Genomic DNA, 26,328 nt, shown 5'->3' on the forward strand with positions numbered 1-26,328 from the left:
CCGGTCAGTTGGCGTCCGCGGAGGCGGACGCGGTGGCGGTCGCGGTCGGTGCCGAAGCGGGCGGCTCGCCCGTGGCGATGCCCGCCGGCGGGGTGCCGGAGGGCCTGACGGGCGGGGTGGCGACGCCGGTGGGAGCACCCGACGGGGCCGCTCCGAAGCCGCCCTGCGGCTGCTGGTTGCCGCCCGGGCCCTGATTGCCGCCGGGGCCGCCGCCTCCGAAGGGCAGCAGCGAGGACGGAGTGAGCGACGTGCCCCAGCCCATGAAGGCCATGCCGAGCACGACGGCATACCCAAGACAGACGACACCGAGGAAGGTGCCGAACCGGCGGAGCAGTTTCGCCCGGCGGCCGGAGTTGTCGACGAATACGGGACCGTCTACGGACCCGTTTGACCCGTTGGGCCCATTGGATCCGTCGGACCCCTTACCGCTCTTACGGCGTCGGCCGCGGCCGGCGGCACGGTTTTCGATGTCAGGCTCGGAATGCATTCCCCGGACATTAGGAGGCCTTTATGTGACCGAAACTCTGGTTCTCATGTGAGACGCCCATGAGAAACTCCTTAACCTGTGCATCTTCTGAGAGATTCCCCGGAAGCCTGCGCAACCCACCCTCAATGGAAAGGAGTTGATTGTCCTGCTTGCTTGCCCCATTCGTGCCCTTCACGGCGCGCTGTCCATGAGCCCGCTGTGTGTCCACTGTCCTCATGAAGGACAGGCTCGTGTGAGACCTTTCCACTTCGGATCCACTTGGGAAACACACTTTGTTTCCATCCTGAGACAGATATCACTCAGACATCACTGAGACAGAAATCACGAGAGCGGGTGCGTGCGCGATGAGGCGTTTTCTGAGGTCGGCCGCCGGATTCACATGTCTGGTGGCACTGACCTGCGTCGGGTGCTCGTCCGGCTCGGACAGCGACACGGACAGCGGCTCCGACGCCGCGTCCGAGGCCCCTTCCGGACAGGTCTCGCCAAGCGTCTCGCCCTCCGCGAGCACCTCCTCGACGACCGAGTTCGCCCCGTACGTCAGCGCCACCGACGCGAACGCCAACGACAGCGCCGGCTCACCGACGGCGTACAACCTGGCGTTCGTGATCTCGGACGGTACGACGTGTACGCCGAAGTGGAACGGTACGACGGCCATCGGCGACTCGGCCGTCAAGTCCCGCATAGCGAAGCTCACGGGGACCGGCGGCTCGGTGCGTGTGTCCTTCGGCGGCGCCTCCGGCAAGGAGCTGGCCGAGGTCTGCGACAGCGCGTCCGCCCTGGCCAAGGCCTACGGCGCCGCGTTGGACGCCGCCGGTTCGACCCAGGCCGACTTCGACGTCGAGGGCGACACCCTCACCGACTCCGCCTCCGTCGAGCTGCGTTCGAAGGCGATCGCCCTGCTGCAGAAGGAACGCACCGACCTGAGCGTCTCCTTCACCCTGCCCGTCATGCCGACCGGCCTCGACGACGACAGCGTGGCCCTGCTCGACTCGGCGAACAACAACTCCGTGCAGGTGTCCACGGTCAACATCATGACGATGAACTACAGCAGCGAGCACACCGGCGACATGGGCGACTACGCACTCGCCTCGGCCGCCGCGACACACGATCAACTCGCCGACATATTCGGGCTGTCGGAGGCGGGGGCGTGGCAGGGCATGGCGTTGACGTCGATGATCGGGGTGAATGACGTCGACAATGAGACGTTCTCCTTGGCGGACGCGGCAGAGGTGCGGACGTTCGCGGAGGAGAAGGGGATTGCGTGGGTGTCGATGTGGTCGACATTTCGGGATCAGGAGTGCGAGGAGGGGGTTTCCTCGGCTGATGACGCGGCAACAAATTGCAGTGGGGTTTCTCAGGATGCGGGGGCGTTCGGGGTGGCGTTTTCAGGGTGAGAGGGGTGGGATCTGTTGTTTGTCGGGTGCAGGTGTGTGTGGGCTTGTCGCGCAGTTCCCCGCGCCCCCGAAAAACGACAACTCACCGGCGTCGGTGAACCAGTCGTCCCGCGCACACCGTGGCCAGACACAGCCCGCCCTCGTCGAATACCGCCAGGTCGGCCCGCTCGCCCTCGACGATCACCGGAATCCGCGTCCGCGTCCGCGTCAGTGTCCGCGCCAGTACGACGACCTCGTTGCGTTCGGCGGCCGACCGCAGTTCGGGTGAGGTGACGTACTCCTCCAGCACCGCCACCGCACCCCCCTTGAGCACGGCGTGCACGCGTTCACGTGGGGACGGGGCGTCCGGGAGCGGGCCCTCGTGGACGAGCCCGGGGCCCAGGACGCCGGGCCAGCGCCGCACCCGCGCCCCCGGGAACCGCTCCGTCACCTCGGCGACCGGGCCCACGGCGGCGACCCGGTTGCCGTCGACGGCGACGGCGGCGTCCTTCAGAGGCTCTTCGTCCCAGCCGACGCGGACCTCGTCGGCAGCATGAATCGTCAGCACAGGAAGGCCAGTTGGTCGGTTGGATGGATGGGCGGACGGACGGATGATCTGTCGGTCAGTTGCTGGCGAGGAGCTTCAGCTCGGGGTGGGCCGTGCCGCCCTCGATCGCGGTGGACGAGATGTGGGACATGACGCGCTCGTCGACCGGGTCGTTCGCCGGGTCGTCGTGGACGACGATGTGCTCGTACGTCGTGGTCCGCTGGGCGGGGACGCGGCCGGCCCTGCGGATCAGGTCGATGATCTCCATGCGGTTGGAGCGGTGCTTGGCGCCCGCCGCGGAGACGACGTTCTCCTCCAGCATGATCGAGCCGAGGTCGTCCGCGCCGTAGTGCAGGGACAGCTGGCCGGCCTCCTTGCCCGTGGTGAGCCAGGAGCCCTGGATGTGGGCGATGTTGTCCATGAAGAGGCGGGCGATGGCGATCATGCGCAGGTACTCGAAGATCGTGGCGTGCGTACGGCCCTTGAGGTGGTTGTTCTCGGGCTGGTAGGTGTACGGGATGAAGGCGCGGAAGCCGCCCGTCCGGTCCTGTACGTCACGGATCATCCGCAGGTGCTCGATGCGCTCGGCGTTGGTCTCGCCGGTGCCCATGAGCATGGTGGACGTCGATTCGACGCCCAGCCCGTGCGCGGTCTCCATGATCTCCAGCCAGCGTTCGCCGGACTCCTTGAGGGGCGCGATGGCCTTGCGGGGGCGCTCGGGGAGGAGTTCCGCGCCGGCGCCGGCGAAGGAGTCGAGACCGGCCTCGTGGATACGGGTGATCGCCTCCTCGACCGACACCTTCGAGATCCGGGCCATGTGCTCGACCTCGCTCGCACCCAGGCTGTGGATGACGAGCTGCGGGAACTCGGCCTTGATCGCGGCGAAGTGCTTCTCGTAGTACTCGACGCCGTAGTCCGGGTGGTGGCCGCCCTGGAACATGATCTGCGTGCCGCCGAGTTCGACGGTCTCCGCGCAGCGCCGCAGGATGTCTTCCAGGTCCCGGGTCCAGCCCTTGGCCGTGTCCTTGGGAGCGGCGTAGAAGGCGCAGAACTTGCACGCCGTGACGCACACGTTCGTGTAGTTGATGTTGCGCTCGATGATGTACGTCGCGATGTGCTCCGTACCCGCGTAACGGCGGCGGCGTACGGCGTCGGCGGCGGAGCCGAGGGCGTGCAGCGGGGCGTCGCGGTAGAGGTGGAGCGCCTCTTCGGGGGTGATCCGCTCACCTGCCGCCGCACGTTCGAGGACGGCTGTGACATCAAACGACAGATGGTCGGCGTTCTCGGTCACCGGGCGTCCCTTCGGAAGGCGTGGGGCGGACCGTTCCAGCCTACGTCAGTGCCCTGACCCGCCTCACGTCAGCGTCCCGCCACGCCTCACGTCAGGCCGCGTACGCCCCGATCAGCAGCCCGACGAACGCGCCCGCGATCAGGAACGGCCCGAACGGGATCGACGTACGGCGACCGGCCCGCCGCGCGATGACGAGCCCGAGCCCGTACAGGCCTCCGAACAGGAACCCGGCGAAGGTGCCGAGTACGACACTCCCCCAGCCGTACCAGCCCAGGACGGCCCCGAGTCCGAGGGCGAGTTTCACATCGCCGAAGCCCATGCCGTTGGGGCTGATGAGGAAGAGCACGAAGTACGCGCCCCCGAGCACCAGGGCGCCCAGCAGGGCGGTGGGCCAGTCACCGGCGTGTTCGGGCAGCAGGGCGGCCCCGCCCAGCAGGACGAGGGCGGCGGCGGCCAGCGGGAGGGTCAGCGGGTCGGGCAGCCGCTGCACCCGGAAGTCCACGACCGCGAGCAGCACCCCGACGGGCGCGAGCAGCAGCCAGGCCCCGAGCTCGGGCCGGGTACCGGTCGCGGCGGCGAGCGCGGCACAGACGAGCGCGGTGGCGAGGGCGAGGAGGGGAGTGCTGGGGCCGTAGGACGACTGACTTCGGCCGTACGAGGGTGCTGTCGCGTCCGCGGCGAGGTACCCCGCGTCCGGGGCGGGCTCACCTCCGGCGCAGGTCGCGCAGCGCGCCAGGCCGAGCCAGCCACCCAGGGGGTGCCCCTGCGGACACCTGTCCTGCCAGGGCTCCTCCGGCTGGACGGAGAAACGGTAGGCGGCGCGGGGTACGAGCGTCCCGGCCGCCGCGCCCCACAGCGCGGCGACCACGACGAGCAGCTGGTCGATGTCGATGCTCATCCCACTGCCGCTGTGCCGTCGCGCCACGTCGGCAGCAGTTCGTCGAGGAGGGCCTCGGTGCGGGGCGGCAGTCCGCGCGCACCGCTGCGGCGGATCAGGTCGGCGGCGACCTGCTGGAGCTTGTCCGTGTCGCCGGTGGAGTGTGTGGCGCGCAGGAGTTCGTGCCACAGCCGCTCGTCGCCGGGGGCGGAGTTGAGGGCGGCGGTGAGCGCCTCGATGGCCCGCTCGGCACGGTTCTTCACCAGGTGGAACTCGGCGAGCGCGAGCCCGATGTCCGCGACCAGGAGCGGGAGTTGGGCGTCGATGATCTCGTGCGTGAGCCAGCCGTAGCGACCCTCGGGACGGTCGGCGAGCAGCGGCCCGCGCACCAGCACCAGCGCGTCGGTGAGGAGCCGCCCGCGGACGACCCGGCTGTCGACGCCCTTGCCCTGCGTGGCCTCGTGGTAGAGGGAGCGCAGCACATCGAGGTCGGACACGACCGACTTGGCGAGCGTGAGCCGCCCGTTGGCGTCGGTGGCGAGGCGGGGGGTGCCGTCGGGGTCGGTGCCGAGCCAGACGCGCAGCCGGTCGAGAAGCGCCTCACGGACGTCGTCGGTGACACCGCGCGGCCAGAGCGCGGAGGCGAGCACCCGCGGGTGCACACCCTCGCGGTGCAGCAACAGCAGTGCGAGCGCCTCGTGTTGGAGCGGGCTGCGTTCCCCGTCAGGGGTGTCGAGGCCGATGATCTCGTACGGGCCCACGAGCCGGGCGTACACCGCCGGCCGTCCCTGCTCGCTGATGTCGACGAGGAAGGGCGGTGTGTTCGTCGGGCCGTCCGGAGTGCCGTCGGGGTCGGCGCTGACGAACAGCTCGACGACCGCCCGCTGCAGGTCCAACGGCAGTAGCTGGGCGTCGAGTTCGAGCCCGAGGAGGGGCGCGAGGAGCTTGCCCTCGCTGGTGATCTCCAACTCCCAGGCGGCGCCGGGCAGATCACCGCTCTCGGTGCCGACGAGGTATCCGATGCCCAACCGGCTTGCGTCGGAGGCGAGTTCGGCGAGCTTGACGGCGTCGTCGGCGGAGGGTTCGGCGGCGAGGAGCACGAGGTGCGGGGCCCAACGGGTGTGCTGGGCGGGCCCGGTGCGTCCGGTGAGTACGGAGTCGTGGCCGGCCGCACCCAGCGCACCGCGCCGCTGCCGGGTCTCGGCCTCCATCGTCTCGACGAGGGCCTCGATGTCGTCGAGGTGGCGCAGCCGGTTGGGGGCGAGGGGGGTGAGGTCCTGGCCGAACCCGACGAGGGTGATGGTCATCCGGTCCGACCACCCGTTGGTGGCCAACTCGGCGGCGACGGACGCGAACACGGCGGCCCGGTCGGACTCGCTCCCGCTCAGCGAGACGATGCCCGGCACGGACTCCAGGTTGAGCAGCAGGCGTGAGTCGTCCATGGTCCCGAGGCTGACGAGGCCCGGGTAGGGAGCGGCGGTGTCGACATCCTCGTAGCGCTCGGCATCGGTCCGGGACAGCAGCCAGAACGTCTGGTCCTGGCCGAGCTGCCACGGGGCCGGGGGCCTCCCGGCGGGCTGGGCGAGCTGGAGGTGCAGGTCACCGTTGCTGAGCCAGGCGGCGTAGACGGTGGGGAGCGGGCGGGACTCCCCGGCGAGGGAGGCGGCGAGGCCGCGCAGCGCCCGGTCGAGCAGGCGTACGCCTTCGGGGTCGGCGCCGACGAGGAGCGCGTCCTGGGCGTCGGCGGCGTCACCGGTCGGCGTGGGCGGCTCCATACCGCGCCGCCCGCCGAGCGCACCGAGCGCCGACTGCCACAGCGCCTGCCTGCGCCGACGCCCGAGGGCACCGAGGAGACCGGCGGCGAGGAGGGGCGCGCCGACGAGGGCTTCGGGAAGGCCGAAGGAGAAACCGGCGTCGGATTCGGCGGAGGTCGCGGTCTCCGGGGCGGCGTGCTGCTCGTGCTGTACGGCGGGGGCGGCCTGGGAGCCGGTTGCGGCGCGCCGGTCGGAGAGGCTGATGCGGGTGGTGTTGGTGTCGAGGGAGGCGGTGCCGCCCTGCTGACCGCCGCCGGCCCGCTGAGCGTGGTCGCCGGTCTGGGCGTACTGGTTGATCTGCTGCGCGACCTGCGGGGAGACGGTGGCACCGCTGTCGGAAGCGGAGGTGCTCGTGCCCGCGCCGCCCGCGCCGGTACTGGGCATCTCGACGAGGTCGCCGCCGCGGGCGTCGCCGGGCATCTGCATGATCCAGCCGGGGCGGATCAGACTGGCCTCGGAGAGCCGCGAACCGTCCGGCTGCACACGGTCCTTGTTGAGCTGGTAGATCTCGCCGTACCGGCGCCCGTCGCCGAGGTGCCGCTCAGCTATCTCCCAGAGGGAGTCGTGGTGACGCCCCTCGGGAGGCTGAATCCGGTAGTACTTGGTGTCCTCGGCCTTGGCCGACGGCCCCCCGGCCTCCGCGTGACTCGCGGCATCGGCGGCCTGCTTCCCGAGCGCGGCGGCGGTACTGGCCGCCTGCTCCTGCTGCTGCGCGAACATCCCGCTCAGTGAACCGCCGGGCGTGGCCTGGGCGGAGGCGACGGTGCCCCTCTGGTTGTCGTCGTAGCTGTTCCCGAGCTGCGAGAGGCCAGGGGTGAGGGAGGCGGCCGTGGCTCCGACCAGCAGCAGCGCGGCGACGAGCTGCCGTGCGAGCAGCTGACTCGGCCCGGCCCCGGGCACCCGCCCCGGCATCCCGACGCCGGACAGCGCGGCCTTCACCTCGACGAGCACACACGCGGTGAACTGGGCCCAGGCGATCCACACGATGACGCCGAGGACGCCGGTGAACGTCTTGACCGTGATCTCTTCCTGCAGCCAGTCCAGGGAAGGCGACCCGTTCGGGAACGGCCAGCCGACGAACACGGCGAGCGCGTAGGGCACCCCGAGGAGCAGACCGGCGAGGGCGACGAACGCGAAGAACGCCTTGACGAAGTCACCGAAACTGCGCCGCCGCCTCGGCAGGGGCTGCGGCGTACGGTTCCTGGGCCCCGACGGGTCTCCCGACGAGCTTCCCGTCCGGCTTGAAGTGCTGCGTCGCGGCATGGCGGGTGTCCTGGGTTCGTGTCGTGTGGGGTGGCAGGGAGATGTGGGGGTGTGCTGAGCCTATCCGGATCTTATTTCGGGCGTGGAGGGTCGGTGGCGCCCGGTCCGAGTCGGGTACGGATGCCGGGTACGGGTGCCTTGTACGGAGGGCGGGTCCGGGTGCCTGGTATCGATGCCGGTACCGACGGCGCCCGGCACACGTACCGTTCGCAACCGCCACGACACACTCCTCACGGTCCCCACACAACCCCCTGGCGGCACACAAATGCCCTCTACGCACCCCTGATAGCTTCGTTCTCTGCAGTACACACGCATCAGCACGCATCAGTTCTGACTCCGGGGGAGATCAACCGTGGCCCGCCGCGCCCTGTCCATCACCGTCACCACGCTCACCGCGACAGCGGCCCTTCTGCTCACCGGATGCGGCGGGGGTGGCGATGATTCGACGCCGGACGACATCAAGGGGGCGGATTCGGGGGCGAGTAGTCCTTCGGCTTCGGCTTCGGCGACCACTGAGGGAGACGCGGGGGCCCCGGACCTCAGCGTGCCGGCGGACGTGAAGCTGGTCTTCGACTTCGATGCGCCGTCCGATGCGAAACACGCGGCTGCGCTCGCCGACGCGGAGAACTACATCCGGGCGCTGGCCCACGGCATCGTCAAGCAGGACCCTGACGACCCGGCGTACCAGTACTACTCGGGCGACCAGGCCGCGCAGTACGCCAAATCCCAGATCCAGGCCTGGGTAAAGGGAGGCTGGACCCCCACCGGGACCGACAGATACCACAGCTCCGACGTCACCACGCTCAGTGGGGGCAAGCGGGTCCTTGTCACCTTCTGTGAGAACCAGGCCAAGTTCTACAGCAAGGAGATCAAGAGCGGGAAGGTCATCCGCACCGAGGAAAACCTGGACAGCTACTTGAAGTACAGCCTGCTCATGCTCCCTCCGTCCGGCTCCTCCCAGGTGTGGAAGGCTCAGGTCGTCGAGGTCAAGGGCAAGGTGCAGGAGTGCCGGTGACGACACTGCCCATGCCCTCCCTGCGTCTGACAGCAGCCGCTGCCGTAGCCCTGACGCTCTGGAGCGGCGGCACCGCACACGCGAACACGATTCCGGGCAAGACGACCACACCGTCGGGCGGCGCCGAAGGCAAGAACGTGTTCGCCTCCGCCTCGTACAGCAACATCAAGGTCACCCAGGTCAGCGGCCCGACTGGCGGCAAGCGGGGCAGCATCTCGTCGACGGACGTCAACTGGAAGCCCCCGCCCTGCTGGTACGAACCCGTGTTCACGCCGGAGCAGCTCAAGGAGTTCTCGGAGACGGTGGGCCTGGGATACGTCAGTCCCCATGTGTCCTGGGGTGGCGTGAAGTTGTGGACCGACCACTACAGGGACAGCAAGGACGCCACCAACTGGAACGACGACTCCTTCTCGAGCGCGAGCGGCTACGACGACTACAACCTCGGCAAGGAGGGCTACTTCTGGCGCGGTGTCGCACCTGACACCGCGGACCCTGATTCCTGGGGTTGCGACCGTGTCATGTTCTGGCAGAACGCGGGCGAGATCCCCGCCGTGCCGAACGCGCCCACGCCGAAGATCCTCGCCGAGTACGCCTACAACAAGGTCGAGGTCCCTGGCACCGAGATCGAACTCCGCCCGACGGCCAGGTCCACCGTCAACCTGCCCACCTGGGTCTGGCTGGACAAGGGCACCTTCCAGGAGGTCAAGGTGCGCGCCGAGCTCCCCAACACGGGCCTGTGGGCGGAGACGACGGCCAAGCCGGTCGCCCTCCACCTGGACCCGGGCACGCCCGACGCCACCGTCTACCCGGCCTCGGGCGACTGCACGATCAACGACGACGGCTCGATCGGTACGCCGTACACAGCGGGCAAGGCGTCCGAGGCCCCGCCGTGCGGGATCACGTACCTCCGCGCCACCGATGGCAGCCCGTACCAGCTGAAGGCCTCCGTCACCTGGCAGATCACCTGGCAGGGCAGCGACGGCACCGGGGGCGACCTCCCGAACGGCACGTTCGATACGACGCAGGGCATCGACGTCCAGGAGATCCAGTCGGTCAACCGGTGACGTGAGCCGAGTCGTGGCGGGCGGGACGGGTCAGCCCGTGCGGTGAGTCAGCCCGTGCGGTCGGCGAACAGGTCCTCCGCGTCCGTCGCGTCGACTGCCCGCCTGGCCCAGATTTCGAGCTGCCCCAGGTCGGAACAGGCCTCCACTCGGTCCCGCACGGAGTCCGGAACGGTGATGCCGCGCCACTTGAGGATGTGGAGGATCATCGACGCGCGTTCCTTCTCGATGCCTTCTTCGCGGCCCTCTTCGCGGCCCTCTTCTCGGACCTTCTCGGCGACCTCGTGGCGGAAGAAGTAGTTGACCGGCATCATCAGTTCCTTCCAGATCTTCTTGGCGTGGGCATCGCCCAAGCATGACTCGACGAACTGCGCGAGCATCCCCGCGCCTTCGGGATCAGTGTTCTCCAGTGCTGCCGCCAGCGGTTTCAGTATGGCAGCGGCACCTGGACCCTTACCATGCGTCATCGCTGAGAACGCTGCGAGGAACACGTCCCGTTCGGCCTCGGCTCGGTCTGCGATGAGCGGCACGTTCTCCGGGCTCAGTACGAGCGGCCGCACGGTGAGCGAGTGCCAGCCGGGCAGGCCCAGACGGATCGGCTTCGCCGCCCACCGAGCCGTGGACCTGCTCTGGGTCAGGACGATCAGCACTGGCTCCCAACGGTACTTCGCGTACAGGTAGCTGAGGTAGTACGCCCAACTGCTCCGTTTCCTCTCGTCCAGTTTTCCCTGCGATTCGACGACCAAGAGGTACGTACCCTCGTCCGTCTCCGCCCTCAGCAACGTGTCCACGCGTCGCTCGATCGGCTCGATCTCGGTCAGATCCGCGTTCAGCACCGCGAATTCACGCGGCTCGGGGATGGGAATGTGCAGTACGCGCTGAAGGGTGCGTGTGAAACCCGCCGGGTCCTTCTGGCAGATCCGGTGCAGGCCCTCATGCGACGAGCCGACCATCCGCTCTCCTTTCCATCTTCCGTTCGGTGCGATAAACGAGTCAGGCCGCCACGAGGTCACCCCACACGTACTTGCCCTTGACGCCGCTCCTGCTCAGCGGCTGCCAGCCCCAGAGGTCTGCGCACGAACCGACCAGGGCGAGGCCGCACCCCTCCTCCCTGTGCGCGAGTTGCGTCAACTCCTCTGCCGAGGGAGGCGGTTGGGGCGGTTCGGGATCGGCATCCCACGCTCCGACGCGCAGTACGCCGGCCCGCATGCGCAGGCGCAGGGCTACCCGGCCCTTGGTGTGGCGTACGGCGTTGGAGACCAGCTCCGTTGCGAGGAGTTCGGCGACGTCGGTGAGGCGGATCAGGCCGTGCATCGTGAGGATGAGGCGGACGGTACGACGGCAGACGGTGACGGCGCGGAGGTCGTGGGGGATGTGGAGGACGTACTCCCAGGGTGCGTTGACGGCGGGGGCGTTTCCTTCGGTTTCGGGCATGCGTGAACTCCGTTGAGGGGGAGGGGAGTTGACTGGTCGCTGGGAATGCGGGCGGTGGCATGCCGCAGCCGTCGTGGCAGGACGGGGCGGTGCGCTTCCGGGGTCCCGGTGGTTCCGCAGTGCGTGCGTCGCATCACTGAAGGTAGGGCACTATTTTCTGCCCGCGCAACCTTTTGTCGTATCCTGGCACCCGAACGTGGCATTTCTTCAGGCTGTTGAGAATGGGAGAGTGCGTGGCACCAAGGAGCCACCCCACCGCGCGACAGGTGCGCCTGGGGACAGAACTACGCAGGCTGCGTGAGGCCGCAGGGTTGAAAGCCCGGGAAGTGGCAGCATTCCTGAACTCGACTTCGGCCCAAATGAGTCAAATGGAGGCGGGCATCGCAGGCGTCAGCGCGGACCGCATCCGCCGACTGGCGGCCCACTACGGCTGCACAGATACAGCGTTGATCGACTCCTTGGCCGCAATGACCGGCGACCGGGCGCGTGGCTGGTGGGACGAGTACCGAGGTGTTCTGCCCCAGGTGAATCTGGACGTGGCCGAGGCCGAGCACCACGCAACCTTCCTGCGCGAAGTCGTCGTCACCCAGGTTCCCGGACTCCTCCAGACCCCGGACTACGCCCGCGCCGTCTTCGGGTACATGCGCCCGGAGCTGCCCGAGAGTGAGTTGGCGCCCCGGGTGGAGCACCGCATGAGGCGGCGCAGAGTCGTCGAGGGCGACAGCCCCACCCCGTACGAGACGATCGTCCACGAGTTCGCCCTACGCATCCGTGTGGCCGACCGCCAGGTCTCCCGTGCTCAACTCCGGCAGATCTTGGAGCAGATCGAGCAAGGGCACGTGACCGTGCGCGTAATCCCCACCGACCAGGACGGCTTCGGCGGCGCAGGCGCCTCGATGATGTACATGGGTGGTCAGGTGCCCCAGCTCGACACTGGGTTCCGGGACGGCGCATCCGACACCGCGTTCATCGACGTGGAACCTCAACTGAGGACGCTTCGAACACTTTTCCGTAAGATGGAGGAGGCGACGCTGGACCCCACAGCGTCCCGGGATTTCATCCAACGGCTGTCGAAGGAACTGTGAGGCACGCCCCATGACCCAGTCCCTGAACTGGCAGAAGTCCACCTTCTCCGGCGGCGCCGAGGGCAACACCTGCGTGGAGATAGCCGAACTCCCCACCCGCATCGCCGTACGCGACTCCAAAGACCCGGGCCATGGCACGCTCTCGTTCCCGGCCCGGGCCTTCACCGCGTTCATCGGGACGCTCAGGGACGACACGTACGACACTTCACGCTCAGCCGTCTGACCACGATCTGCTCCGCGCGAGACAGCCGCCGCGCTGCCGAGGGGCGCCATCCCCCTGGCCGACTCAGTCCTCCGTGAACTCCTTCTGGACGCAGACCTCACCGGGGCCGTTCCAGCACAGCTTCATCAGGTACTTACCCGCGTACGGGACGACGTTGTAGTCGAAGTAGTCGCAGCCGGCATCGCCACCATCAGCCTTGGTCTCCTTCAGCTGCCACCCGGCCACGTACATGTAGAGCTTGCCGGTGACACCGTGTCCGTCGGCTCGCGTGTCGCATACGCGGAAGGTGTCGGGGTCGGGGTCGAGGTGGGTCATCGTGCCGATGGTGTGCCCGCCGCGATTCAGTTTCAGCGTGGTGTCGGCCGCACTGGCAGAGCCCGTCGCGCCAACGACAAGGGCGACGGCTCCGGCTACCGCGACGGCGCCTTGAACCACTCGATTCTTCCGCATGGCATCTCCTAGTGATGTGTTCATGCATTCAGTGATCAACATTTACGAAGAACCTGGGCACAACTACGGTTCCGTGGCTTCGAGTCCAAGCGGATGAGCGACGGCGACAAACGAGCCCGAGCGATGTGAACGGCGGCCGACTTGCCCCGCCCGACTCACCCGACCTCGTTCTCCGCCACCGCCTCCCCCCGTACCGTCACATCCCCGCCGTAGAAGAGCCCCGTGAACACCGGCGAGTACGTCAACTGCACCTCGACCTGCACCTCGTCGGCGTTCGCCGCCACGCAGTGGGACGCGCCCGTGTCCGCGGCGGACATGCCCATTTCCTGGGCGAAGGCCTTCACTCTCGCGTCGCAGTTCTGGAAGTTGATCGGGGCGCCGCCCGCCGCGTTGCCGTAGAGGGCTTCGAGGTCGATGTCCTGGGCGGCGTAACGCGCCGCCTGTTCTGCGATGTCCGCCGCCCGTTCCCGCTTCGAGATGGACATGCCGCCGTCGATCACGAAGGCGGAGAGGGAGAGGAAGAGGAGGGCGAAGATGATCACCGCGCCCGCGCCCGATCCTCGGTCGTCGAGGTGGGTCAACCGACGCTCGGACCAGTCTCGTACGGCAGAGGGCACCCTCGGTCTCAGCGTCACACTGTCCTCCGGAACGGGTCCAGCGGTGAGCTGAAGGTCGCCGTCAGCGTCGTCGGGATGTCAAGGCCGAGCATCGCCAGGCCCCGCACCTCGCAGCTCACCTCGACCGAGAAGATGGTGTCGGGCTCGAAGCCCGCACTGGTCTGGGTGACGGTGACCGGGCCCGAGCAGACGTCCGTCAGATCGGCCTCGGCCGCCTTCCTGGCCTCCGCCATCGCCGTCCCGTGGTCCTTCTGGATCGACCCGGCCCGGGCCGCGTCCCGCGCCGCCCCGTCAAGTGCCCCACGTCCGTCGACCAGTTGCCCGAAGGCCACCAGCACCAGGATGAACATGATCATCACCGGGGCGAGGATCACCACCTCGATGGTGGACAGGCCCCGGTCACCGTAATTTCGCACGCCGCAACTCCGCGCGCCGGAAGGCGAGTTCATCAGTTCTCCCCCTCCCGCACGAACCGCTCCACGGGCCCCACTGACTGCGCGTGCACCGTCAGATCGAAGCCCGGGAAGACCGTGGGCACCCGTGCCGTGATCTCCACGCCCACCGTGTTCTGCTCCGGCTGGAGCATCGTCACGTTCGGAGACAGGACCAGGGTCGGGCCCAGTTGCTGGATGTAGCTGTCCACCACGTCCTGCGCCTCGCCCCGCCATGCGCCCGGCTGGTCGTGCGCCATGGCGCGGGCCTTGCGGGCGCCGGCCTGGGCCGCCGCCTGGGCCACGTGGTCCGCGAAGAAGTACAGCGCGAACTGCACCGTCGCGAAAATCATGAAGAAGAGTACGGGCGTCAGCAGCACGAACTCGATCGCGGTCATGCCGGAGTCGGACGTGCGGGAACCGGAAACGCCGGAGCCGGAGTCCAGGCTCCCGCCCGTCCCGGCATCACCGCGGGCGGACGCCGACTTCCGTGCGGCCTCCACCCTGCGGCGTACCCATCTGCCTGCACCACCCACGAGCAACCCCGTCAACTCGACCCCGTACACCCCGTTTTCGTACGTGCGATCAGCAGGTGCCGCTTGCCTTGGCGCCCTTGATGCAGTCGCCGACCTTGTTGGCGCCGTCGCTCAGCGCGGTGTTGATGATCGCGGCGACCACGCCGACGATCGCCACGACGACCGCGGAGATGATGACCCACTCGACCGCGGACGCACCGCGGTCCAGTTCACCGGAGCGGGCGCGCTGCACGCGGGCCTGCAGGAAGGTGACCAGGAAGTCCATTGCCGGGATCCCGGTGCGGAAGTTCCGTCCGTTCATGGTGAGTTGTCCTCTCAAAACAAATCTTGGGGATGGGCAGTACTGGAAACGGGAGACGACTCAGACCTGGAACACACGCATCGCCGCCGGATAGATCAGGAACACCAGGAACCCCGCGCACAGCAGCAGTTGCGCCACGAGCATCGACTGCGACTTCTCGCCCGCGCTGCCCTCGATCTCCGCCAGTTCGCGGTGCCGCATTGTCTCCGCGCGGGAGGCGAGCGACTCGCGCACCTTCGCGCCGTCGTCCGCGACCAGGGCGAGGGAGGCGGAGAGGTCCTTGAGTTCCTCGACGCCCAGTTCCTCACCCAGTGAACCGAGCGCCTGCCACTGGCTGGTGCCGGTGATACGGGCGTCCGCGAGGGCGTTGCGGATGCGCTGGGTTGCCCAGCCGTCCGACACCTCCGCCGCCGCCATCAGCGCCTCCGGCAGACCCCGGCCGCCGGCCAGGCTCATCGACACCAGGTCGAGGTACGCCCCGATCACGCGCCGCAGGTCACGTCGCTTGTCGGCGGCGTCCCGTCGTACCTCCAGGTCGGGCAGGAAGAAGAAGACCACTGCGAAGAGCAGCGCCATCCAGACGGGGATGGCCGGGCTCCTGCCGATGCCCAGCGTCAGGACGATGACGAAGAGGAACGGGCCGAAGAACAGACCGGCCGCCCCCAGCAGCACCTTCGTCGCGAGGAAGTTCTCCCAACTCCGGTCCAGGACGGCCAGGTCGGCCCGCAGCGAGCGCTGCTCCCAACCCTGCTGGAAGTAGAAGTCCGAGACCCGGACGCCCACTTGGGCGCGGAACGAGCCGATCCGGCCGGCGTCCTGCGTCCGATGGGCCGACTCGTACGCCGCCCCCCGCGCCCGCATCGCGTCGACGCGTGCCACCTGCGAGACCGCACTCCGCTTCGACGGCATCAACGCCCGTACGAGCACGTAGATGCCGAGGCCCAGTACGGCGCCGACCACCACCGGCATGGTCAGGTCGTTCATCGACGTACCCCCTCTTCAGCCCCGTACGGCGCCGGTCCTTGCGTTCCTTGGGCCGGCGTCGTGGACGGCCGTACGAACTGCACCGACGGATCGTCCCGGACCAGGAAGCGTTCGGGTGTCTCGATGGTCGACAGCTTGCGCAGCCACCAGAAGCCGAGCGCGAACAGGCCGCAGACACAGGCGAGTACGAGCTGTCCGATCGGCGTTCCGTACGGCTCCACGAACTCCCGGTTGAAGATGGCGAGTCCGAGGACGAAGCCGACCGACACCACGACAACGATCTGTACGGACCGGCGAGTCGACGACCGCTGCGCCATGACCCGCTGACGCATGTCGACCTCCTCGCGTGCCGACTTCGCGAGCGCGCCCAGGACTTGGCGCAGACCCGGGCCGCGCAGCCGCGAGTTGAGGATGAGCGCCGCGACGATGATGTCGGCGGACGCGTCGTTGATCTCGTCGGCGAGCTGCTGGAGCGCCTCGGGGAGCGGGGTGCGGGAGCGGAGCCGGTCGACCATCGCGTCCAGATGCGGACGCAGTACCGGTGCCGCCGCGCGCGCCGACGCCGGGATCGCCTGTTCCAGGCCTACCGCACCGGCGATCGTGTCGCGCAGCGACTCAGTCCAGGAGGCGAGGGCCTCCACGCGCCGCATGCCGGCCCGTTCCTCCGCCGCGCCGCCGAAGAGACGGTCCCAGAAGAAGACGAGGACGCCGGCCGCGATACCGGCCACCGCCCACCGGGTGAGCACCAGCACCGCGAGTCCGACGAGGGCGGCGAGCGAACCGCGCTGCCCGGCGAACCGGATGAGTTCGTTGGCGCGCTCGGTGGCCTTCTGCTTCTCGTGCTCCGGCTTGACCGGCAGCCCGCGGATCGCGACCGCGAGCAGCGCGAGCCCGCCGCCGACGGCGATACCGGCCCCGAGCGAGTACAGGACCTCGATGGAGAACAGTCCGCCCATGGAGCCGAGCGAACCGACAGCCGCGGAGTAGGTATCCCCGTGCATGTCCCCGTACGCCGAGGCATCACTGGTTGTCGTCATGATCATGGTCACCCCCAGTTCCCGCCGGGCAGCCTGTACCCGTGCGCGACCAGATCGTCGAGGCAGGAGAGGGGCGCGTGCGGCACGATGCGGCCGTCCGGGGTCTCGGCGAAGACCTCGCTGGACAGCACACGGCCGTCCACGCCGTTGACCTCGCGGACAGACGTCACCATGCGCTGGAGCCGGCCGCCCGTCTGGTAGTTGTTGCGCCGCTGAATGAAGACGACGAAGTTCACCGCGCCCGCGACCAGCATCTGGCTGGCCTCGATGGGCAGCCGTTCCTTCGCCTGGAGCGCGTACGTGGAAATACGGTTGAAGACCTCGTGCGAGCTGTTCGCGTGGATCGTGGAGAGCGAACCGTCGTTGCCCTGCGACATCGCGTTGAGCATCGTCACGATCTCGTCGCCGAGCACCTCACCGACGATGACGCGCGAGGGGTTCATACGCAGTGACCGCCGCACCAGCTCGGCCATCGAAATCATGCCCTGGCCCTCGGAGTTGGGCAGTCGCTCCTCGAACGCCACGACGTTGGGGTGGAGTTCGGGAAACTGGTCGAGTCCCAGCTCCAGCGCACGCTCGACGGTGATGAGACGTTCGTGCGGCGGGATCTCGTTGGCGAGGGCCCGAAGCAACGTCGTCTTACCGGCGTTGGTGGCACCCGCGATCATGATGTTCTTCCGGGCGCGCACGGCACAGGCCATGAAGTGCGCGACTTCCGGGGTCACGGTGCCGTTCCCGACGAGGTCGGAGATGAAGACCTTCCCCATGCGCGCACGACGGATGGAGAGCGCGGGACGCCGGGTCACGTCCATGACGGCCGACAGACGCGACCCGTCCGGCAGCCGCAGGTCGAGCTGCGGATTGGCGGAGTCGAAGGGCCGGGAGGAGAGCCCGGAGTAGGCGCCGAGCACCTGGATCAACTCGATGAGTTCCTCGTCGGACTCCGCCACCGGGTCACCGGCAACCTCGCGCCCATCGGAATACCCGACGAAGACCTGGTCGTACCCGTTGATGTCGATGTTCTCGACGTCGACGTTGTCGAGCAGCGGCTGCAGGCGCCCGACGCCGAAGAGCGCGGCGTGCACGGCAGCCGCGTACTGCTCCTCGGTCTCGGCATCCAGGGGAGTACGCCCGGCGTTGATCTCGGTGCGGGCGTGGTCCTCAAGGATCTGGGCGATGACGGCCCGCGCGTACTGCCGCTCGTCCTCACCGGACATCGGCGTGACGTTGGAGGCCTGGTCGAGCCGACGCTGCTCGGAGATCCGGTCACCGGCTTCCTGCCGGAACCGCTTGACCAGCGAGTGGTCGACAGCGGTCATCGGCCGGCTCCGGCATGGCCGGGTTGACCACCGGCGGGACCGGGCTGACCGGGAGCCTGGCCCTGATAGCCCTGCTGAGCCTGGCTGGGTACGGTCCATGCGGCGCCGTACTGCTGATACAAGTCCGAAGTCACCTTGCGGGCCGACCGGATGAGCATCGACTTGTCGAGCCGCCCGCGCTTGCGCCCGGCCAACTGCTCGGCCCCGGCCGGGTCTTCGGCGAGCGTGCCGACGACGCGTGCACCCGTCTGCGCGTGTACGAGCATGTCGTTGACCTGGTTGACCAGCTTGCCCGAGTTGTTCGGATCGGCGACGAGGACGACCCCGATGAAGGGTGTGCCGAGACTGGCGGCGCCGCGCGGACCGCCGTGCAGCTTGGTGGAGAGAGCGGCGGCGCGGTCACGCACACGGGCGATGGCTTCCGGCTCGGTACGCGAGATGAGCAGCACGAGCGCGGCGTGCGGAAACAGGTCGACGACAGGGGTGTCCCCACTGATACGTCCGCAGTCGGCGATGACGTCGGCAGGCGCGGTCGGGGAGTCACCGAGCTGCGCGAAGGCGCTGCCGAGGGTGGGCCAGAGCCCCGCGAGCCCGGCAGCCTGCTCGGCGATGCCCAGCCCGACGAGCACTTCGAGCCCGCCGCTCAACGGCTGTACGTGGTCCCAGAGTTGATCGGGAACAAGCCCGCGCCGGGCGGTCGCGGCGATGGACAGCATGCCGGTGTTGGGGTTGAGCATCCCGCCGTGCGCGGCGGCACTGCGGTAGACGAGGTCACCGCCGGCCGGGTCGGTCTCGGCGAGCAGCGCACGCCGAGGCCAGACCGCCGCGAGCGCGACGGCGGCGGTGGTCACGCCGGGTGACCCCTTGTCGGCGGCAAGAACGATGAGCGCCATGGTTCCGGGGCCGCCTTCAGCTGCTGGGGATGAGCACGAGAGCCACTTGGCCTGCGGCAGCGGCCTGAGCCAGCTCGGCGGCCTTGGCGCTGTCGACGGTGAGGGTGACGGGCAGGTTGGTGCTGCTTATGACGTCACCACTGCTCGCCTGCGGCTTTACGAAGGTGACCTTCGCCTTGTCCACGATCAGGCTGGTGCTGGCGCCGGACGAAGAGGACGAGTCACTGGAGCCGGTGTTGGACGAGGAGCCTGTGGTGCTGCCGACGCGGTAAGCGGCAACAACGTCTCCGGCTTCGAGGCCGGTCGGGTACTGCCCCTCTTTCAGGGAGAGCCCGACAGTGGCCTGCCCGGCGGCGACGCCGGTCTCGGCGGCGAACATCTCGCCCACGGCGACGACGCCCTTGGGGATGGCGCTGACGGCCTTCAACTTCATCAGACCATCCAGCTGGCTCCACGGGACGTAGTGGATGCTGTCGTCGGCCGCGACCAGGACGGACGCCGTGTTGGCCTTGGTGACAGACCCTCCGGCCGGGATGTCACCGGTGACCTTGACGACCTCGATCCGGTCCCCGGCCCGCAGCACCAGCATCGTCGCGCCCAGCGCACCGACCAGGATCAGCAGCACCGCAAGAGCGGCAAGAGCCGGTTTGCGCTCGCGAGGCGGCGTCGGGAGCCGCTCACCGGACATCGGCTGAGCGGGCATCGAGGAACGGCCGCCGCCCGCACCCGTACGCTCTTGGATCTTCACGCAACAGCTCCCCGTACACCCAAGAAAAATTCTGCCAATTTACATGCTAAATAGGACACTTTGCTCGTGATATGCGCGATGCGCGCGTTACGCCCCTTGCTGGACGTACCGCCCGATCCGGCCAATCAGCCAGCGCTGGAGTGAGTGTCAAGCCATGGCACCGTATCAGCCGCACATAAGCCCCTCAAGGCGCGTTCTGGATCGTGAACAGCCCGGGGCACAACGTTATTCACGTGCAACTTCGACCGTACGGTTCCCCGTTGGGCGCAGCGATACGGATACGACATCTGCTGTGCACGCGCGAATCCGTTGCCGACCCGACACCCACAGGCCGGACAACCCGCGCCACCACCCCACCCTTCACCACGGGTCTGCCATGAGGCCTGCACGATTCGCTCACGCGACGCCGGGCCGCCGTAGCGGAAGCAGTGCCACCCAGCACCGGAGCCGATGGACCTCACCGCACTCGATCAGGGACTCAAGAGACTCAAGAGAGTGAGGACAACCCGTCCAAGAACCGCCCTGGAGCCGAGATCAACGCACCACGAAGCGACAGGTTCCGTGTGTACACGCCCTCGAAGAGGGTCGCGAGACTGATGTCGACGGAGTCCACCGCCCCGTGAGCCGTTCCGGAAATGCTCTTCGGATCTGACGCGCTGGAACGGGCCATGACGATCCGGGACTCCGGGCGTTCCAACACATGATGCCGCCGGTTTCCTTCCTCCCGGTATCGGTACTCCCGTCCCACCGCCCAGATCTTCAGAGCCCGGCCACCTCTGCTCATCCGCAAGGTCTTCCGGGTGAAGGACGCATGCTGCCCCGCCACGCTCAACTTCCCTTCGGCCAAGCGGGGCCGCCCACCGTACCGAATGCTTTTGAAGGAGGACATCGGAATGTTCTCGCCGGTCACCATGGCACCGATGATCTCCCTGGGTTCGGACACCTCTACGACTTCCAGGGCAGGCACGATCAGTTCCACGAGGCCCAACTGCCCTACAGGGCCACGCCAAAAGGTCACGCGAGCCTGTTCCCGCGAGGTAATGGTGTTCGTGTACCGCTCGAGCTCGAACATGAATTCAGCCACAGTCATCTCACACTCAGTCATCTCACGCTCAATGGATCACGCCTAATCGAACCAGCCGCCGATGGCCTTGCCGACGCTCTTCGCGCCGTCGGCGAGCTTGCCGGCCCCCTCGCCGATCTTCTCCCCTGCCCAGGCTCCGGCGTCCGCGACCTTCCCGGGGAACTTCTTGACGGTGTCCCAGTTGTCGACAATGGTTGCGACACCATAGACAGCACCGGTGACCACCGCCGCACCGATCGTGACCGGATTGGGAGCGATCATCGCCGCCGTGAGGGAGGCGTTGAAAGCCACGCCAGAGACCTTCGCCACGTACCCGGCCTTGTCCCGCTTGAAGGCGTCGACGGGGTTTCCTTCCTGCACCAGGTCGACGGCACCGATCACCGTGGACACCGCGCTGCCACCGACGCCGGCCGCACGCCACCAGCCGGCGGTACGCAGGGCGGTCCCGGCTCCGGATGCGAAGGCCCCGAACCGGCCCGCTCCGGTAGCCCTGCTCAAGTTGGAGGCGTTCTGACCGACCTTGAGCAGGTTCGCCTCCCAAGCCCACTGCTTTCCCGAAAGGGCAGCGAGACTGTCCTTTCCGGTGAGTACGTCGAGGATCGGAGCGGGAGTACGTGCCCCGATGGTTGCAGCCAGAGATCGGATCTGCGCAGGAATAAGGCGGGACGTCGACTGCCCCTTCAGGAGCTGGGCAAGGGTGGTCCCAGGCGCCTTCAGGAATTCGACACTGCCGGCATTCTTGAGGCTCTTGAAGTACTTGATCAGTTGGAGGGTGCCCGCCGCCGTCATCTTGAAGGCGCCCGGAACTGTGGAGGCCATCGCTGTGATGTCGATGTAATCCCCGACGACTTCTCCGAGGTTCTTGTCATTCGTGACCTTGGCGACAGCATCGGACTTGATGCGCTGGATCCAGTCCGAAAGCGTCTCGCCCCTCTGCCGTTCCAGCCACTTGGTATCGAACTTGTCGCCGTTCGCGACGGAGGCGTTCGCGATCAGCATCGCGTCAGGCGGAAGGTTCGCGCCCTTCAGTTCCTCCGCGGTGAAACCCGCGTACAGAGCGGCAGCCCTGGGATCGCCGTTCTCCGCTCGCAGAATGGCCGAACGCCGTCGAAGGTCGACCGCCGTGTCGTCGGTCCAGGACCGTATGGGTTTGAGGGCGCTCAGCTTGTCGGATACGCCCAGGTGGGACGCACGGGTGAATGCCTCGTCCAGTTTGTCCCGCAGTTGACCTCTGCCGTCGAGCAGTCGGGCCAGGTGTTCCATGTCCTCCGGATTAGCCATGCGCTTGGAACTGTCGCTCATCTTTTCCCCGTGATGATCAAATTGATACGCGGAGCCTGGATCTCGTGATCAGCTGGACTCAAACGGCACGGAACGCCGAAGTACCAACCGACCAACCAACCAATCTCACCCTTGTGCGGACTTCGCGGCGAGCTGGCTCCCGTCCGGCAGTAGATCCGTGATCAGCTGCCAGAGTTCCTTGGCCGAGGTGCGCCGCACCTTCAGCTCGCTGCTCGCGTCCACCTGACCGTCGACGACCGGCTCGGCGGGCAACTCGCGCAGCCAGTACCCCTCAAGTCCGCAGTCCCACACGGCCAGCGCGGAGACGGCCGCGCCGCCGGCGTTCCGCGTAGGACCGTCCCCCTGCCAGACCACGGTCATCCGCCACATGCAGTTGAGCTGGGCCAGCACCTCGGCGAGCCGCACCGGGGCCCCGGTGACCCCGGCCACGGCCTCCGGCTCCTCGAACTGCCCGGCCTCCATGCGCTCGATCACCTGATCCAGCGTGCCCATGGTCGAGGCGATCTCCTCAGCGCTGTCGGTCGCGTCCGTGAAGTCGCGATGCAGGTCCACCATCCTGGCGAGAGCCCATACGAGCGTCTCGGGTTCGGCGGGTGTGTACTCCGACTCCTGATCGCCCGGCCAGCACTCGTGCGTGAAGATGAAGTCGTCGCCGACGACGGCCCCATTGCTGGACCCACCCTGCGGGCCGGTCATCTCGACCCGCGCGATGACTCTCGGTTCCATCAGCGTGGCGACGAGCGGGTACAGATCGGCCGAGATCTTGTCTTCGGCATCAAGGATCCCCGCCTCCTTCAACTCGGAGTGCGCCTGCGCCAGTTCACCTGGAACCTGCCCCTCCTCCACAAGGAGTCCCAGCACACTGACATGGGAATCGGACAGCCGCAGCCGGCGCCGAGCCGTATCAATGGAAGGCATTCTTTCCTGTCCCCCTGCAATCGGACCGCGATCAGAGATCGTTGAACCGGTTAGAGATCGTTGAACGGGTTAGAGATCGTTGAATCGGTTGAGGAAACGTCCTGGCAGCGACACCAGCGCACCGAACGCCGACAGGTTCCGCGTGTACACGCCCTCAAGGACGAGCGCGATGCTGATGTCGAGGACGTCCGCATCGCCCTCACAGGTCCCCGAGATGGTGCGCGGATTCGTCCAGCTGGAGCGGCTCATCCGCACGCCCGCACCGGACCGCGTCAGCTGGTGACTGCGCTTGCCGCCCAACTGGGCATAGGCGTAAGTGCGTTCCTGGACCCGGATCCGGAGAGCTCGCCCCTTCTTTCCGGGCCACCACACGCTCCGGGAGAGTTCCGCGGTGTCCCAGCCGAGGCGCAGCTCGCCCCGGGCCAGCAGCGGACGCCGCAGGAAGCGCAGCCCGAGGTATGTGGTGAGCGGAAAGCTCTCGCCGCTCACCGCCACCTCGCAGTACTCCGACGGATAGTCGCCGTGCTCCGTGGGAAGGGCCAGCTGGATCTCACCGAGCCCGTTCACCTGGCCGACCCATGAGAAGACCTCGCCACGGGCCCCTTCGACGGATGCCGAACGTTGCAGCTCGAACGAAACCCCACTCATACGCCTGGCACCTCCCGCTCCTCCACCGTCCCTGCTGGACCGGACCCGGCCGAAACCCGACGCAATAGTAAAGGGAGAGCAATGAAAGCGAATGATCGGCCCCTCTCGCAGCAGCCCACCACCCAGCTCCTGCGCAGACAAAAACGGAGATGACAGTGGCGACGGGGGCAAGTTGGACCCTAGAAGCGGCGCCTCTGCCCCGCACAGAAGAGCGCTGAACCAGCCGTCAGGAAGAGTCCAGCCGTAATCCCCAGACCGAGGGCATCAGGCGTACGCGCGCCGGGCAGCGCCTCGATCCACGGGTCGAGCGCTCCCTGCGGATCCTCGAAGAGAACGACCTCCTGCCCCACCTTGAACTGGCCGTAGCAGTTCTGCTGTTGCGACAGGTCGCGCACGGTGCCGCTCGTGTCGACGACCCGGCAGACGGCCAGTTCGGTGCTCCTCTTCACCCCCTGGCGCTCCCCGGTGTCCGTGACCACGGCGTGCACCCGCTCACCGAACTGCTTGATGTACGTCTCGTAGAACGCGGGCCCGGCGAAGAACGGCAGCGCCAACGCGGCGACGGACGCGAGCGTCGCCGCGCCCGCACGATGCCAGACGCCGCCCGCGACAACGGCAGCGGCGGCGGCCGCGCCCAGGGCGACGACGACTCCGGCCCACATGCCGTACGGGTACTGGCCCAGGACCCCCGCGGCGACACCCGTCACAGGGATGAGGAGGGCCCACTTCAACGTGTTGAGTGCACGACGCGAGGTTGAGGCCGGGACCGAGACCGAGGCCCTGGTTGGGTCGTCGGCGGGCGATTCGGTCTTCGCGACCAGCGGCATCTCGTACGTCTCCATCATCTTCATCGTCTTCACGTCTTCACGTCTCCGTGCGGATTCGCTCCCACGAGTCCATCGTTTGCAGACACTAAACGGAATCCGGGACGCAGGAAATGAGTACCCGTACCCATGCGGGCGCCCTGCCGCACCGTGCACCCTCTTGACCATGCAGACGCAGATGACCACGCAGCCGCCCAGCCTGTCTCCGCAGCGACGCCCCGGCAGGCCGGGCGCGATCATGCTCGGTGCGGCGTTGTGGGGCGCCACCTTGTTCTGCACTCTGTACGTCGTCGCCCCATGGGTGATGGGGACGCTGCGCCTCGCGTTCAACCTGACGCTCGTGGCCTCGGCCGCGATGTTCGGTGTCAGCCTCAACCATGATTTCGGCGTACCCAACAGCCTGCTGGCACCAGTGACTCTCGCCACCAGCGGAGCGCTGTGCGCCATCGCGTGCTGTTTCTCCACCGTACGAGCACTTCCGCGCAGCCACCGGGTGGCAGCCCTGGGCGGCTGCGCACTGTTCGCACCGCTCCTTGCGACCCTCTGGATGATCTGCTCGTGAGCCACCTCTTTGTGGCCGGCCCCGTCCGAACACGATCAGGACACGGAACTGTCGATTCCAACCACCTAGATCCCCAATTGCCCCCTTCGCCGACGGGTTCGCTCTGGCGAAACCAAGAACCACACCGCTAGCGTCATTGCCCTTGACCAACCCTCGCCCCACCGGGAGCCGACCGTGGATCGCCGTTCTTTGCCCGTTGCTGCCGCCATCAAGGCGGCAACTCCCGAGGCGGTCCGCCCGAAGGACAAGTTCGGCTCGGCGAGCAGTGCCGAATGCTCCGGTCAGCAGTCCTCGTTGACTCGGCGAACATCCAAGTAGGTCTACGGACAAAGGAAACAATCTGATGCGAGCACACCACGTGCGGACAACCGCTGCGGTCGTTGCCCTCGTCTGCTCAGTCGCCGGATGCTCAGGATCGCTCGGAGGCTCCGAGAAGGAGAAAGAGAAGGACAAGGGGGCAACAGGAACCACATACAAGCAGGCAATGGACGCCATGTATCCCGACGCCCTCAGCGCGATGAAGGCGACCATGCCCGGCATCGAGCCCGAAGAGTCCTCTGGCGGCAGCTACGAATGTGGGGGATGGGACTTCATCGACAGCAAGGACGCCAGCAAGCTGAAAGCGGTGGCTGACATCAGGATTCCTGGTGACCCCACTGACACACGGCAGTCAGATGCACTGGTGGACGCTGCGGTGAACTACCTCACCAAGAAGGGCTGGAAGATCGACACCAGGCAGGACGCACATCCGCCCGCCGAATCCGACGAGGTCATCAAGTACCTCCAGAAGCCTGGCGCTTCCGGATTCATCAGCGTCTCCGCTACGCCTTTCAAGCTCACGTCCGGAAAAATCTCACAGACCCTCACCACTCAGGTGATCACCGACTGCCTGCGCAACCCCGACTGGAAGAAATAGTGAACGAATGACCGAGCGAACGCGGGGGTCAGTTCCCTCCGCCCTCCGACTCCTTGCCGCGCTGCGTGGCGGACTTCTCAAGGCTGTCGGCCATTGATCCCAATTTCCCCTTCCTGATTTTGAGTTCCCCGCGCACCCTTTCGGCAGTAGGGCCCTGCCAGCGTTCGTCCTGCTTGGCCTGAGAGTCCGCCGCAATCTCGACGGGATCATCGAGAAGCTTCCTGACATCCGCTGCCAACTGGCGGATCTTCCCTGCCTCTTCCGTTGCTCCCACAACAAATCCTCTTT

30 protein-coding genes are annotated in these 26,328 nt (G+C 67.5%); 7 read left to right on the forward strand and 23 right to left on the reverse strand.

The features are described 5' to 3' along the window. Nucleotides 1-4: 4 nt before the first annotated feature. On the reverse strand, nt 5-487 hold the full coding sequence (locus tag OHN74_RS16890) for a hypothetical protein (RefSeq protein ID WP_327695360.1): 483 nt from the start codon (nt 485-487) through the stop codon (nt 5-7). Nucleotides 488-831: 344 nt separating this feature from the next. On the opposite strand from OHN74_RS16890, the gene OHN74_RS16895 reads away from it, so the two are divergent. Further along, on the forward strand, nt 832-1,881 hold the full coding sequence (locus OHN74_RS16895) for a chitinase (RefSeq protein ID WP_327695361.1): 1,050 nt from the start codon (nt 832-834) through the stop codon (nt 1,879-1,881). An 82-nt stretch (nt 1,882-1,963) separates the two neighbouring features. Here OHN74_RS16895 and OHN74_RS16900 read toward each other — a convergent pair whose 3' ends face one another. The 4 genes from OHN74_RS16900 to OHN74_RS16915 form a co-directional block, all read right to left on the reverse strand. Beyond that, nucleotides 1,964-2,428 carry an imidazolonepropionase-like domain-containing protein gene (locus tag OHN74_RS16900; protein ID WP_327695362.1) on the reverse strand — a complete coding sequence of 155 codons (465 nt, stop codon included), beginning with the start codon at nt 2,426-2,428 and terminating at the stop codon, nt 1,964-1,966. A gap of 55 nt (nt 2,429-2,483) precedes the next feature. Next, a complete protein-coding gene (gene mqnC, locus OHN74_RS16905; protein ID WP_327695363.1) occupies nt 2,484-3,698 on the reverse strand; it encodes a cyclic dehypoxanthinyl futalosine synthase in 1,215 nt (404 codons plus the stop codon). Between the two features lie 91 nt (nt 3,699-3,789). After that, a complete protein-coding gene (locus OHN74_RS16910) occupies nt 3,790-4,596 on the reverse strand; it encodes an A24 family peptidase (RefSeq protein WP_327695364.1) in 807 nt (268 codons plus the stop codon). Beyond that, a complete protein-coding gene (locus OHN74_RS16915; protein ID WP_327695365.1) occupies nt 4,593-7,652 on the reverse strand; it encodes a BTAD domain-containing putative transcriptional regulator in 3,060 nt (1,019 codons plus the stop codon). Before OHN74_RS16915 ends, OHN74_RS16910 begins: the two co-directional genes overlap by 4 nt. A gap of 352 nt (nt 7,653-8,004) precedes the next feature. Here OHN74_RS16915 and OHN74_RS16920 point away from each other — a divergent pair, with 352 nt between their 5' ends. Together OHN74_RS16920 and OHN74_RS16925 are read left to right on the forward strand one after the other, a co-directional pair. Continuing rightward, entirely contained in the window at nt 8,005-8,667 is a 663-nt protein-coding gene (locus OHN74_RS16920) for a hypothetical protein (RefSeq protein WP_327695366.1), read from the forward strand. Then, nucleotides 8,664-9,731: a hypothetical protein gene (locus tag OHN74_RS16925; protein ID WP_327695367.1), complete on the forward strand. Its 1,068-nt coding sequence runs from the start codon at nt 8,664-8,666 to the stop codon at nt 9,729-9,731. Before OHN74_RS16920 ends, OHN74_RS16925 begins: the two co-directional genes overlap by 4 nt. A gap of 47 nt (nt 9,732-9,778) precedes the next feature. Here the strand turns inward: OHN74_RS16925 and OHN74_RS16930 are convergent, their stop codons facing one another. After that, a complete protein-coding gene (locus OHN74_RS16930; protein ID WP_327695368.1) occupies nt 9,779-10,681 on the reverse strand; it encodes a hypothetical protein in 903 nt (300 codons plus the stop codon). Between the two features lie 40 nt (nt 10,682-10,721). Further along, entirely contained in the window at nt 10,722-11,162 is a 441-nt protein-coding gene (locus OHN74_RS16935) for an ATP-binding protein (RefSeq protein ID WP_327695369.1), read from the reverse strand. 233 nt (nt 11,163-11,395) lie between these two features. On the opposite strand from OHN74_RS16935, the gene OHN74_RS16940 reads away from it, so the two are divergent. Together OHN74_RS16940 and OHN74_RS16945 are read left to right on the forward strand one after the other, a co-directional pair. Beyond that, complete coding sequence (locus OHN74_RS16940; protein WP_327695370.1) at nt 11,396-12,247, forward strand: helix-turn-helix domain-containing protein; 852 nt, start codon at nt 11,396-11,398, stop codon at nt 12,245-12,247. Between the two features lie 10 nt (nt 12,248-12,257). Continuing rightward, complete coding sequence (locus OHN74_RS16945; RefSeq protein ID WP_327695371.1) at nt 12,258-12,470, forward strand: DUF397 domain-containing protein; 213 nt, start codon at nt 12,258-12,260, stop codon at nt 12,468-12,470. A gap of 63 nt (nt 12,471-12,533) precedes the next feature. On the opposite strand, the gene OHN74_RS16950 is transcribed toward OHN74_RS16945, so the two are convergent. From OHN74_RS16950 to OHN74_RS17020, 15 genes are all read right to left on the reverse strand, one after another. Next, nucleotides 12,534-12,920 carry a hypothetical protein gene (locus tag OHN74_RS16950; RefSeq protein ID WP_327695372.1) on the reverse strand — a complete coding sequence of 129 codons (387 nt, stop codon included), beginning with the start codon at nt 12,918-12,920 and terminating at the stop codon, nt 12,534-12,536. A 155-nt stretch (nt 12,921-13,075) separates the two neighbouring features. After that, nucleotides 13,076-13,537 carry a pilus assembly protein TadG-related protein gene (locus OHN74_RS16955; RefSeq protein ID WP_443060556.1) on the reverse strand — a complete coding sequence of 154 codons (462 nt, stop codon included), beginning with the start codon at nt 13,535-13,537 and terminating at the stop codon, nt 13,076-13,078. A gap of 14 nt (nt 13,538-13,551) precedes the next feature. Further along, the gene (locus OHN74_RS16960) at nt 13,552-13,986 is read right to left on the reverse strand and encodes a TadE/TadG family type IV pilus assembly protein (RefSeq protein ID WP_327695373.1); all 435 of its coding nucleotides are present in this window, start codon (nt 13,984-13,986) and stop codon (nt 13,552-13,554) included. Beyond that, entirely contained in the window at nt 13,986-14,471 is a 486-nt protein-coding gene (locus OHN74_RS16965; RefSeq protein ID WP_443060400.1) for a TadE family protein, read from the reverse strand. The genes OHN74_RS16960 and OHN74_RS16965 overlap by 1 nt, the downstream gene beginning before the upstream one ends. An 82-nt stretch (nt 14,472-14,553) precedes the next feature. Continuing rightward, the gene (locus OHN74_RS16970; protein ID WP_327695375.1) at nt 14,554-14,805 is read right to left on the reverse strand and encodes a hypothetical protein; all 252 of its coding nucleotides are present in this window, start codon (nt 14,803-14,805) and stop codon (nt 14,554-14,556) included. Nucleotides 14,806-14,865: 60 nt separating this feature from the next. Next, complete coding sequence (locus OHN74_RS16975) at nt 14,866-15,789, reverse strand: type II secretion system F family protein (protein ID WP_327695376.1); 924 nt, start codon at nt 15,787-15,789, stop codon at nt 14,866-14,868. Then, nucleotides 15,786-16,745 carry a type II secretion system F family protein gene (locus OHN74_RS16980; RefSeq protein ID WP_327700159.1) on the reverse strand — a complete coding sequence of 320 codons (960 nt, stop codon included), beginning with the start codon at nt 16,743-16,745 and terminating at the stop codon, nt 15,786-15,788. Before OHN74_RS16980 ends, OHN74_RS16975 begins: the two co-directional genes overlap by 4 nt. An 89-nt stretch (nt 16,746-16,834) precedes the next feature. After that, on the reverse strand, nt 16,835-18,145 hold the full coding sequence (locus tag OHN74_RS16985) for a CpaF family protein (RefSeq protein WP_327695377.1): 1,311 nt from the start codon (nt 18,143-18,145) through the stop codon (nt 16,835-16,837). Beyond that, nucleotides 18,142-19,038 carry a hypothetical protein gene (locus OHN74_RS16990; protein WP_327695378.1) on the reverse strand — a complete coding sequence of 299 codons (897 nt, stop codon included), beginning with the start codon at nt 19,036-19,038 and terminating at the stop codon, nt 18,142-18,144. Before OHN74_RS16990 ends, OHN74_RS16985 begins: the two co-directional genes overlap by 4 nt. Nucleotides 19,039-19,054: 16 nt before the next feature. After that, nucleotides 19,055-19,786, reverse strand: a complete 732-nt coding sequence (locus OHN74_RS16995; protein WP_327695379.1) for a hypothetical protein — start codon at nt 19,784-19,786, stop codon at nt 19,055-19,057. A 487-nt stretch (nt 19,787-20,273) separates the two neighbouring features. Continuing rightward, a complete protein-coding gene (locus OHN74_RS17000; RefSeq protein WP_327695380.1) occupies nt 20,274-20,858 on the reverse strand; it encodes a hypothetical protein in 585 nt (194 codons plus the stop codon). A gap of 54 nt (nt 20,859-20,912) precedes the next feature. Next, nucleotides 20,913-22,172, reverse strand: coding sequence for a mucin-2 (locus tag OHN74_RS17005; protein ID WP_327695381.1), 1,260 nt, complete (start codon nt 22,170-22,172; stop codon nt 20,913-20,915). Nucleotides 22,173-22,277: 105 nt separating this feature from the next. Then, on the reverse strand, nt 22,278-23,090 hold the full coding sequence (locus tag OHN74_RS17010; protein ID WP_327695382.1) for a hypothetical protein: 813 nt from the start codon (nt 23,088-23,090) through the stop codon (nt 22,278-22,280). A 69-nt stretch (nt 23,091-23,159) separates the two neighbouring features. Continuing rightward, nucleotides 23,160-23,738 carry a hypothetical protein gene (locus tag OHN74_RS17015; RefSeq protein ID WP_327695383.1) on the reverse strand — a complete coding sequence of 193 codons (579 nt, stop codon included), beginning with the start codon at nt 23,736-23,738 and terminating at the stop codon, nt 23,160-23,162. 179 nt (nt 23,739-23,917) lie between these two features. After that, nucleotides 23,918-24,598, reverse strand: coding sequence for a hypothetical protein (locus tag OHN74_RS17020; protein ID WP_327695384.1), 681 nt, complete (start codon nt 24,596-24,598; stop codon nt 23,918-23,920). 130 nt (nt 24,599-24,728) lie between these two features. Here OHN74_RS17020 and OHN74_RS17025 point away from each other — a divergent pair, with 130 nt between their 5' ends. Further along, nucleotides 24,729-25,124 (forward strand): hypothetical protein, encoded by a 396-nt coding sequence (locus OHN74_RS17025; RefSeq protein ID WP_327695385.1) that lies wholly within the window; start codon nt 24,729-24,731, stop codon nt 25,122-25,124. A 343-nt stretch (nt 25,125-25,467) separates the two neighbouring features. Continuing rightward, nucleotides 25,468-26,040, forward strand: a complete 573-nt coding sequence (locus tag OHN74_RS17030) for a hypothetical protein (protein ID WP_327695386.1) — start codon at nt 25,468-25,470, stop codon at nt 26,038-26,040. A gap of 28 nt (nt 26,041-26,068) precedes the next feature. On the opposite strand, the gene OHN74_RS17035 is transcribed toward OHN74_RS17030, so the two are convergent. Further along, nucleotides 26,069-26,314, reverse strand: a complete 246-nt coding sequence (locus OHN74_RS17035) for a hypothetical protein (RefSeq protein ID WP_327695387.1) — start codon at nt 26,312-26,314, stop codon at nt 26,069-26,071. Nucleotides 26,315-26,328 lie beyond the last annotated feature (14 nt).

The sequence above is a fragment of the Streptomyces sp. NBC_00459 genome (assembly GCF_036013955.1).
In the GTDB taxonomy this organism is placed as follows: Bacteria; Actinomycetota; Actinomycetes; order Streptomycetales; family Streptomycetaceae; genus Streptomyces.

What these genes read in the sequence shown, in the direction of transcription:
- OHN74_RS17030 (WP_327695386.1), top strand. Translation starts at nt 25,468, where the DNA reads ATGCGAGCACACCACGTGCGGACAACCGCTGCGGTCGTTGCCCTCGTC.
- OHN74_RS16930 (WP_327695368.1), bottom strand. Translation starts at nt 10,681, where the DNA reads ATGGTCGGCTCGTCGCATGAGGGCCTGCACCGGATCTGCCAGAAGGAC.
- OHN74_RS16970 (WP_327695375.1), bottom strand. Translation starts at nt 14,805, where the DNA reads ATGAACGGACGGAACTTCCGCACCGGGATCCCGGCAATGGACTTCCTG.
- OHN74_RS16890 (WP_327695360.1), bottom strand. Translation starts at nt 487, where the DNA reads ATGCATTCCGAGCCTGACATCGAAAACCGTGCCGCCGGCCGCGGCCGA.
- OHN74_RS17010 (WP_327695382.1), bottom strand. Translation starts at nt 23,090, where the DNA reads ATGCCTTCCATTGATACGGCTCGGCGCCGGCTGCGGCTGTCCGATTCC.
- OHN74_RS16915 (WP_327695365.1), bottom strand. Translation starts at nt 7,652, where the DNA reads ATGCCGCGACGCAGCACTTCAAGCCGGACGGGAAGCTCGTCGGGAGAC.
- OHN74_RS17025 (WP_327695385.1), top strand. Translation starts at nt 24,729, where the DNA reads ATGCAGACGCAGATGACCACGCAGCCGCCCAGCCTGTCTCCGCAGCGA.
- OHN74_RS16985 (WP_327695377.1), bottom strand. Translation starts at nt 18,145, where the DNA reads ATGACCGCTGTCGACCACTCGCTGGTCAAGCGGTTCCGGCAGGAAGCC.
- OHN74_RS16990 (WP_327695378.1), bottom strand. Translation starts at nt 19,038, where the DNA reads ATGGCGCTCATCGTTCTTGCCGCCGACAAGGGGTCACCCGGCGTGACC.
- OHN74_RS17005 (WP_327695381.1), bottom strand. Translation starts at nt 22,172, where the DNA reads ATGAGCGACAGTTCCAAGCGCATGGCTAATCCGGAGGACATGGAACAC.
- OHN74_RS16935 (WP_327695369.1), bottom strand. Translation starts at nt 11,162, where the DNA reads ATGCCCGAAACCGAAGGAAACGCCCCCGCCGTCAACGCACCCTGGGAG.
- OHN74_RS17015 (WP_327695383.1), bottom strand. Translation starts at nt 23,738, where the DNA reads ATGAGTGGGGTTTCGTTCGAGCTGCAACGTTCGGCATCCGTCGAAGGG.
- OHN74_RS16910 (WP_327695364.1), bottom strand. Translation starts at nt 4,596, where the DNA reads ATGAGCATCGACATCGACCAGCTGCTCGTCGTGGTCGCCGCGCTGTGG.
- OHN74_RS16945 (WP_327695371.1), top strand. Translation starts at nt 12,258, where the DNA reads ATGACCCAGTCCCTGAACTGGCAGAAGTCCACCTTCTCCGGCGGCGCC.
- OHN74_RS16960 (WP_327695373.1), bottom strand. Translation starts at nt 13,986, where the DNA reads ATGAACTCGCCTTCCGGCGCGCGGAGTTGCGGCGTGCGAAATTACGGT.
- OHN74_RS16975 (WP_327695376.1), bottom strand. Translation starts at nt 15,789, where the DNA reads ATGAACGACCTGACCATGCCGGTGGTGGTCGGCGCCGTACTGGGCCTC.
- OHN74_RS16950 (WP_327695372.1), bottom strand. Translation starts at nt 12,920, where the DNA reads ATGCGGAAGAATCGAGTGGTTCAAGGCGCCGTCGCGGTAGCCGGAGCC.
- OHN74_RS16895 (WP_327695361.1), top strand. Translation starts at nt 832, where the DNA reads ATGAGGCGTTTTCTGAGGTCGGCCGCCGGATTCACATGTCTGGTGGCA.
- OHN74_RS17000 (WP_327695380.1), bottom strand. Translation starts at nt 20,858, where the DNA reads ATGTTCGAGCTCGAGCGGTACACGAACACCATTACCTCGCGGGAACAG.
- OHN74_RS16980 (WP_327700159.1), bottom strand. Translation starts at nt 16,745, where the DNA reads ATGGGCGGACTGTTCTCCATCGAGGTCCTGTACTCGCTCGGGGCCGGT.